Origin of the sequence: Streptomyces sp. NPDC059009 (genome assembly GCF_042740175.1) — a bacterium.
Classification (GTDB): Bacteria; Actinomycetota; Actinomycetes; order Streptomycetales; family Streptomycetaceae; genus Streptomyces.
Genome location: NZ_JBHYJB010000008.1, coordinates 1 through 7,990 on the forward strand (window position 1 = coordinate 1; position 7,990 = coordinate 7,990).

The following is a 7,990-nucleotide window of genomic DNA, read 5'->3' on the forward strand; positions in this document are numbered from 1 at the left end:
AACGGCTCCACCACAGCCCACGCCGGATCGGTCAACTCATGACGACGCACCACGAGATACCCAACGAGCCAACCGACTTTGCGGACACGACCTAGGGCCGCTCGGACGGCTTCGGTGCCTCCCGGGCGGGCCCGACGGAGAGGTAGGTGGTGCGCTGGATGAGGTCCCCGGCCCGGAGTTTCCGCTTTCCCCAGGACAGGCCGTCGTTGCGCGCCGTGTCCACGGACTCCAGCACGTGGAACGTCCCGGCGTCGATGATCAGCCGCCGGTGCCAGGTACCGGCGTCCAGCTCGACGGCCGTGCCGGAGCGCCCGGTGCTGTCCTTCACCCGCTCCTTCACCCGCGCCCCGGGAATCTTGGTGAGCACCTTGAACAGCGCGGCCCGCAGCTGCGGTTCGGCGGGCGACTGCGTGAGCAGCTCCTCGATGCCGTTGTAGAGGCCCTCTTCGGCGTCGTCCCCGGTGGCCTTTCCGACGAGCCGGGCCCGCAGCGCCGCCGGGTCGGTGGGCAGCTTCCTGAGGTCGTCCCACAGGATCGAGTTGCCGCAGATCACGTAGGACATCCCTCCCTTGACCTCGGCGGGGTAGTCCCGGACCAGGCCGTTGGCGCCCTGCTCACGCGTGCCGTTCCGGCTCAGCCAGACGGTCTTGTGCGTCCCCTCCGGCCGCTGGGCCTTGCCGCTGCTCCGCGCCCACTCGAGGGTCCGCACCTTCCAGTACGGCGCCATTTCCGTCCGCTGCGCCGCCGGGGAACTCCGCTCACCCCCGAAGTCCGACCACGGCTGGACCGCGACGCCCAGCGCGATCGCCACGACCGCCGCCACCGAGACGAACACGGGAAGGCGCCGCCGCCACGTCCGCACCGCAACGACCGCGGGCTCTGGCTCCCATGCGAGCTCGACTGCCGGACCGCCCCCCTCCTGCGCCTGGCGGGCCGCCGACCGCACCGCGGCCAGCGCCGCGGCGACGGTGTCGGCCGAGGGCGGCGATACCTTCCCCGCGGCCCTCAGCTCCCCGGCGCCGGGGAAGTCGAGGAGGTCCCTGTCGTTCATGTCCTGCTGCCCGGTCATGCGAGGTCTCCAGTCAGGTAGAGCGGGGCGGATGGGCCGAGCGCCGTGCGCAGCCGGGTGCGTGCCCGGTGCAGCCGCGACCTGGCCGTGCCTGCGGGAACGCCGACGACGGCCGCGGCCTCAGTGGGGCTGAGCTGCTCCCACGCGATCAGGAGCAGCAGCTCCCGCTCCACGGCCGGCAGCTCGGCCAGGATCTGGCGCATCAGCGGCGCGACCGCCGCCGCGTCCAGCCTCCGGTCGACGGCGTGCCACGGGTCGCTGCTCGCCTCTGCGGCGAGCGCGACGGCGGCCGCGGGCCGCTCCTGCCCGCGCCAGTGCGCGGCCAGCACATTGCGGGCCACCCCGAAGAGCCACGCCCTCACCGGCCCGCGGGCCGCGTCGTAGGTGCCGCGCGCCGCGTAGGCCCGCAGCCACGCCTCGGCCAGCAGATCATCCGCCGCGCCGGGCGCCCGGCGCGAGAAGTAGCCGTGCAGCGCCCTCGAGTGGCGCTCCACGAGTGGTTCGAAGGCCGACGCGTCGCTTCCCGAGCGCGCCAGCAGTTCCTCGTCCCTTGTCACGGACCTCCCCTTCCACGGGCCACGCCTTCCGCGGCCCCCTCCCCCTTCTTGTGTCCGCCCCGCAAAAGCGTTCGCGCCCCGGACGCCGGCCGCGTGCGGCCACGTGCGATGCCGTCGACACGACACACGATGAGGTTCAGCAGTTCCACCAGAGAGTCATGATCTCGCGCTGCCGATGACCGAGCCGCGCGGGTCAGCGGCCTCCCTCGGCGCTGCACACCGCGCCGTGCCCGTCGTCATGTGCGGGCTGCCCGTTCAACACTCTGCTCGGCTGACAGCCGGACCAGCCCACGCACAGACGGAGCCCGACCCCGTTCTGATCGGCTTCGTCAGCTGAACACGCAGGCCGGGTGTTGCTGCGCAGCTGATGTTCAGCCGTGCGGCGCCTGATACACGGCAGTCGCAGGACGGACGGAGAGCTCGGACACCCTGCTTCATGTACAGAGACACACACGAAGCAGGAGTTGTCATGGTCGCCTCCCGTCACCCCTTGCGCCAGACCGCCGAGATCTCCGTACGTGCCGGTCTGGCGGCGGGCCGCTTCGTGGACGCCACCGTGGCCGGCGTGCACAGGCTGGGTTCCGCTACCGCACTGCCCTGGCCGCACGAGGGGCAGGCGAGCGTGATGGTGGTCGGCGGCGGCAGCCTGGGCACCGTCGGCTCACAGCAGCCGGTCCCGATCGCCAGCATCACCAAGCTGATGACCGCTCTGGTGGTGCTGCGGGAGCATCCGCTGCGGCTGCGGGAGGCCGGCCCGCTGGTCCGCATCGACGCTGCCGCGGCGAGTGAGTCGGCCTCGGAGATCGAGTCCGTGGTGCCGGTGGCGGAGGGGCAGTCGATATCGCTGCGGGTCCTGCTGGAATATCTGCTGGTCCCCTCGGGCAACAACATCGCCCGGCTGCTCGCCCGCTGGTGCGCCGGTTCGGAGGCCGCGTTCGTGCGGCGGATGAACGAGACGGCCGCAGCGCTCGGCATGAACAGGACGACCTTCACCGGCTCCTGCGGCATGGATCCGGGAAACTGCAGTACGGCCGAGGACCTCCTGCTGCTGGCCCGTGCCGCGATGGACGAGGAGACTCTGCGGACCGTCGTGGCCACCCCTGTCGTCCTGCTGCCCGACGGCGCCGCGGGGCACACCACGAACCGCCTCCTGGGGCGCCACGGCGTGGTCGGGTTGAAGACCGGGACCACCACCCCGGCCGGCGGCAATGTGCTGTGGGCCGTGACCGTTGACGTCCACGGCACGCAGCGGCTGGTGCTGGGAGCGGTCCTGGCCCAGCGGGCCGGCCGGTCCCCGGTGCGCGCCCGCGCCGCGGTCTGGGCGCAGACGGAACGGATGGTCAAAGCCATCCGGCGGGCCGCGACGGAGCTACCCGTCACCGAGCCCCCGGGCACGGATCCCGCACCCGCCGCACCCGCCGCAACGACGCTCCTCGGGCACCCCTGCCGGTGACCGCCGCCGACGCCCTGGGTTACCGCGGAGGACCCTGGTGATCGATCGCATCGCCGGGGTCCTCCGCTGTGTTGTGCTGTCCGGCAGGTGGCGGGGGCGTCAGCGGGTGAACATGCACTGATCGTCGCCCGCGCCGAGCATGCAGGGCAGGGCGACGCGGTCGAGGGAGAAGGCTTCGCCGGGGGCCTTCGGGCCGGAATCAGAAGGCGGGCGCCCTCGGCACACAGGGAGCCGTCGGGGCTGAGGGGTCCAGGGCCCGCTTGACCAGTCCGATCGCACGCGGGCTGTACGTCATGCTCAGATGGGCGGAGAAGTCGACGAAGCACCCCTCCTGCAAGGTGATGTTCTGCACCGTCGCTCCGGGGCCCGCTGCCATGAACGTGCTCTGCCAGGGGGTGGTGATCTCGTCGTACTTCGTGCCGATCACGGTGTAGTCGACCCCGGGAACGGTGTCGCCGTCAGCGTTGAGCTCCTTGATGAAGTCGGATTTCCAGTACTGCTGGATGCCCGCCTTCCCGAGGGGCTTCTCCCCGGCTTCCAGCATATGGAGCGCGTCGGCGAGGGTCTCGATGCCGCTCATGGTGGTGCCGTGGTTGGTCGCGCCGAGCTGGATGACCTTCTTGACCTTGTTCTTCGAGGGGTCGGCCGTGTTCGCGCCCCCGTCGGCCTTGAGGTACCAGCGGGACAGGGTCCCGCCCTGGGAGTGGCCGACGAGGTCCACCTGGCCGGAGCCGCTGGCAGCGCGCACCTTGTCCACGAAGGCGGCCAGCTCCTTGGAGGACTTCCTGATGTCTCCGTAACCCTTGACGGTGGGAGCGAGAGCCACTCCGGCGTCGTCGGTGTCGCCGTAGTCGAGGGCGTAGACGCAGTAGCCCTGGGCCTTCAACTCGGGGGACATCCGGGCCCAGTTGTTGTAGCGGTTCTCGTAGGTGCCGTGCACGAGGACGACCGGACGCGGGTGGGCGGCGCTGGGACGGCAGTTCCAGTCGTTGGCTCCCGGCGGATCGATGTCGAGGTGGGCGATGGAATGGAACATGGCGGGAAGGAAATTCTCCTGCCAAGGGCCGGTCTCCGCTGCCGCGGTCGTGGAGGTGGCCAAGACCGTCGCCGTGGCGGTGGCGCAGACGACGGTGACGTATCTGGATATGTGCAAGACGGCTCCTGAGAAGTGCGGACCTCGGGCAACGCGCGATGTTTCCCATGAGTGCCAATCAAGGAGGACACCTCGGGTGACCTCCCGGCGTCCCCAGCAGATGACGCACCGTCAGACCCCCGCCCCGGTACCGCCCGAGGAACATCCCGGACCGTCGGCCCCGTGCCCCCCTGTTGACCTTCCGGGCCCTCAGTATGCACGCCGAGGCGGGAGTGCCTGAAGGGTCTGAAGGGAGGGAAACACCGACCCCGAAGGGGTAGGCGGCCCCCTGAGCCCCGCCGAGCCGCCGTGAGCCCGGGGTGCCGACCGGAGATATTCTCGTACGCCAGCGAGATCGGCCCCACCAGGAGAGTGCACGTACATATGGAGTTCCAGCTCCTTGGGCCCGTGGCCGTCAACGGCGGGACAGGACCCGTGCCGCTCGGGCCCGCCAAGCGGCGCAGCCTGCTCGCGATGCTGCTGCTGCGCTCCCCGGCTCCGGTCTCCGTCGACGCGCTCACCGAGGCGCTGTGGGAGGACGAGCCGCCCCTGCACTCGCGCACCGTCATCCAGGGCCATGTCTGGCGGCTTCGCGTACTGATCACCGAGGCGGGTCTGGACGCGTACGACGTCGAACTCACCACACAGGGGCAGGCGTACGCGCTGCGGCTGCCCGAGACGCTGCTCGACGCCCGCCGGTTCGAGGACCTGGTGAAGCTGGCACGGCGCCAGCGCGATCCGTCGGACGCGGCGCTGATGCTGCGCGAAGCACTCGCGCTGTGGCAGGGGCCCGCGCTCAACGGGACGGTCGCCACCGCCCCGCTGCTCGCCGCCGCGGCCGTCCTGGAGGAGAGCCGGCTCGCCGCGGTCGAGCAACTGGCCGCCGTGTACGGGGAGTTGATGGAACACGAGCAGGCCGTGAGGCTGCTGAGCGCGGAGGCCGTCACGCAGCCGCTGCGCGAACCGCTGATCGCGGCTCTGATCCGGGCCCTGCACGGGGCGGGCCGGCAGTCGGACGCTCTGGAGCATTACCACCGCACCCGCAAGGAACTAGCCGACGCGCTGGGCGTCGATCCGGGACCGGCGCTGCGGGCGGCGTACGGGGAGGTCCTGGAGGCGGACGCGGTCGCCGAGGGCGGCACGGGCAGCGCCGCCGCGCCCGTATCCGTGGCGGCCCCTGATCTGCTGCCCAGGCCGCCGCGCGGATTCCACGGCCGCGGGGCCGAACGCGCGCAGCTGACCCGCGCCACCGCCACCACGTCGCCCGTCGCCCTGGTCACCGGCCCGGCCGGGGTCGGCAAGACCTCGCTGGCCGTGCACTGGGCCCACGACCACGCCGACGCCTACCCGGACGGCCGTCTCTTCGCCGACCTGCGCGGACACAGTGGCGCCGAGCTCGTCCAGCCCATCGACGTACTCCGGGAGTTCCTGCTCGCGCTCGGCGTCGACGCCGCGGCCGTGCCCGCGTCGCAGGAGGCCGCGGCGGCGCTGTTCCGGTCCCTGGTCAGAAAGCGTCAGCTGCTCGTCGTGCTCGACAACGCCCGGGACTCCGCGCAGATCCGTCCGCTGCTGCCCGGCGGCGACGCCTGCGCCACCGTCGTCACCAGCCGTACCCGCCTGGACGCCGTGATGGCCGAGGACTGCGCGACGCCCGTCCCCCTCGAGGTACTCGACGAGGACGACGCGGCGGGCCTGCTCGCCGAGGCCCTGGGCGATGGCCAGGATCCCGACGCCATACGGGAAGTCGCCAGGCTCTGCGACGGCCTGCCGCTGGCCCTGCGCATCGCCGCCGCCCGGCTCAAGGGCCGCCGCCACTGGACCGCCGCCGACCTTGCCGCCGAACTCGCCGACGAGCACGGCCGGTTGGCGCTGCTGTCCGCGGAGAACACCGGGGTGGAAGCCGCGCTGCGCGCCTCCGTCGCCTGCCTCGACGCCGCCGACGCCGCGCTGCTCGGCGCGCTCGGGCACTCCTTCGCCCGGGAGAGCGACGCGTACGCCGCCGCGGCCGCCGCCGGGATCGGACTCGCCGAGGCCCGAACGGGACTCGACCGGCTCGCTGCGGCGCACCTGGTCCAGGAGGCAGGACCGGGCCGCTACAGCCTGCACGACCTCGTACGGCTCTACGCGCGCGGACTGCCCCGCGCCGAAGGGGCCGACGCGGTCACCCGCCGCCTGGTCGACCACTGGCTGCGGGCCCAGCACGCCGCCGTGGACATGTTCGACCCCACCGGCGCGCGGACCATTGCGCTGCCCGAAGGTTTCGACGCAGGGCTACCCGTACCTCGGTTCGCCGAGCGCGACGCCGTGTTCGGCTGGTTCCTCAGGGAGCAGGAGTCGCTGATGGCCGCGGTGTCGGCCGCGGCCCGGCCCGGCGACGAGGACCGCACCTGGCGGATCGCCGCCCTGTTGTGGCCGCTCGTCCACTGGCACCCGCACCCCGGCTGGCAGCAGCCCCTGCACACGGCCCTCGCCGCCGCCGAGCGGATCGGCAGCACCGAGGGCATCGGCTGGCTGCGGGCCGTCACCGGCATGCTGTTCGTGGAGACCGGACAGTTCGCGCGCGCCGAGCCCCTGTTGGCCGGTGCGGTGGCGCCGCTGCGCACCTTCGCCCCCGAGGTCTCCTGCCAGGTCCTCGTCCTGCTCGCCATCGCCCGCCACCGGCACGGCGACCCGGCCGGCATGCTCGACGCGCTGGCGGGCGCCGCGCGCGACGCCCGTACGGCCGACCATCCCATCGCCGTCACCCTGGAGCACTACCACGCCACCCATGCCGCCCTGGCCCAGGGCGACTTCGCGGCGGCGGCCGAGCACACGGCCCGCTGCATCGCCGCCATCCCGGAGAACGAGATCGCCGGCTGGCGCCCGCTCATCTGGGAGTCGTACGGCCTCGCACTGCACTACAGCGGGCGGCACCAGGAGGCCCGCGAGGCGCTGCTCGCCGCGGTCGCCGCCAACGAGGAGGAGGATCTCCCGGCCCGTACGGTACGGGCACTGATACGGCTCGGGGAGGTCGCCGCGGTGCTCGACGAGCCGCTCTCCGAGGCCGCATACCGGGCCAGAGCGGAACAGCTCCAGAAGTCCCTCACACGGCCTTGACCAGCCCTTCATCTGCAGAAACGGCTCGTTAGTGGACTGTTAGCGGAACGCCAGCGGCGGGCGGCAAGGTCGTGACTGTCAACAAACCTAACCACCACCACAGGGGGACCCAGGATCATGCCTACCGCTCTGCGCAGGAACACCACGCTCGCCATCGCCGCCGCCGCGTTGCTCGGCTTCTCGCTGACCGCCTGCAACGACGGCGAGGGCGCCAAGGACAGCGGCGCCGACGGCTCGTCGGCGAGCGCGAGCGCCTCCGCCGACCCGGGCACGGAATCCACCGCGTCCGCCCCGGCCGCCTCGAAGGGCTCGGGTTCGTCGGGCTCGGGTTCGTCGGACTCGTCGGGCTCAGGTTCGTCCGGCTCCACCGGCTCGGGTTCGTCCGGCTCCACCGGCTCGGGTTCGTCCGGCTCCACCGGCTCCGGCGTCGGCTCGGACTCCGGCGGCCCGGGCGACGACACAGGAGCCCACGGAGAGTGCATCAACTCCGGTACCGACGGCTGCTTCACCGGCACGCTCTCGTACCTGGCCGAGTACAAGATGATGGTGGGCAAGCAGGCTTTCGACGTCGACGACAGCACCCAGATCCGCGGGGGCGCCCCCAGAGGGGGCGCCGCCGAACGTTTCATCAGCCCCCAACAACAACTGGGCGCCCCCCCCGGAAACAACCACCACCACGTGAA

5 protein-coding genes and 1 pseudogene are annotated in these 7,990 nt (G+C 72.1%); 3 read left to right on the forward strand and 3 right to left on the reverse strand.

Features of this window, described 5'->3' with window-relative positions; all coding sequences use genetic code 11:
- Window positions 1–91: 91 nt before the first annotated feature.
- A complete protein-coding gene (locus ACFWYM_RS09770; protein ID WP_384832750.1) occupies window positions 92–1,069 on the reverse strand; it encodes a CU044_5270 family protein in 978 nt (325 codons plus the stop codon).
- Complete coding sequence (locus ACFWYM_RS09775) at window positions 1,066–1,626, reverse strand: RNA polymerase sigma factor (protein WP_384832753.1); 561 nt, start codon at window positions 1,624–1,626, stop codon at window positions 1,066–1,068. Before ACFWYM_RS09775 ends, ACFWYM_RS09770 begins: the two co-directional genes overlap by 4 nt.
- A 469-nt stretch (window positions 1,627–2,095) precedes the next feature.
- Here ACFWYM_RS09775 and ACFWYM_RS09780 point away from each other — a divergent pair, with 469 nt between their 5' ends.
- The gene (locus ACFWYM_RS09780; protein ID WP_384832756.1) at window positions 2,096–3,079 is read left to right on the forward strand and encodes a D-alanyl-D-alanine carboxypeptidase family protein; all 984 of its coding nucleotides are present in this window, start codon (window positions 2,096–2,098) and stop codon (window positions 3,077–3,079) included.
- A 199-nt stretch (window positions 3,080–3,278) separates the two neighbouring features.
- Here ACFWYM_RS09780 and ACFWYM_RS09785 read toward each other — a convergent pair whose 3' ends face one another.
- Window positions 3,279–4,232: an esterase/lipase family protein gene (locus ACFWYM_RS09785; protein ID WP_384832759.1), complete on the reverse strand. Its 954-nt coding sequence runs from the start codon at window positions 4,230–4,232 to the stop codon at window positions 3,279–3,281.
- A 363-nt stretch (window positions 4,233–4,595) separates the two neighbouring features.
- Here ACFWYM_RS09785 and ACFWYM_RS09790 point away from each other — a divergent pair, with 363 nt between their 5' ends.
- Together ACFWYM_RS09790 and ACFWYM_RS09795 are read left to right on the forward strand one after the other, a co-directional pair.
- Window positions 4,596–7,307, forward strand: a complete 2,712-nt coding sequence (locus ACFWYM_RS09790) for a BTAD domain-containing putative transcriptional regulator (protein WP_384832762.1) — start codon at window positions 4,596–4,598, stop codon at window positions 7,305–7,307.
- A gap of 117 nt (window positions 7,308–7,424) precedes the next feature.
- Window positions 7,425–7,990, forward strand: a pseudogene (locus tag ACFWYM_RS09795) (hypothetical protein); the annotation flags it as partial.

Excerpts from the sequence above, each read along its gene's own strand:
- ACFWYM_RS09770 (WP_384832750.1), bottom strand. The coding sequence starts at position 1,069 with ATGACCGGGCAGCAGGACATGAACGACAGGGACCTCCTCGACTTCCCC.
- ACFWYM_RS09780 (WP_384832756.1), top strand. The coding sequence starts at position 2,096 with ATGGTCGCCTCCCGTCACCCCTTGCGCCAGACCGCCGAGATCTCCGTA.
- ACFWYM_RS09790 (WP_384832762.1), top strand. The coding sequence starts at position 4,596 with ATGGAGTTCCAGCTCCTTGGGCCCGTGGCCGTCAACGGCGGGACAGGA.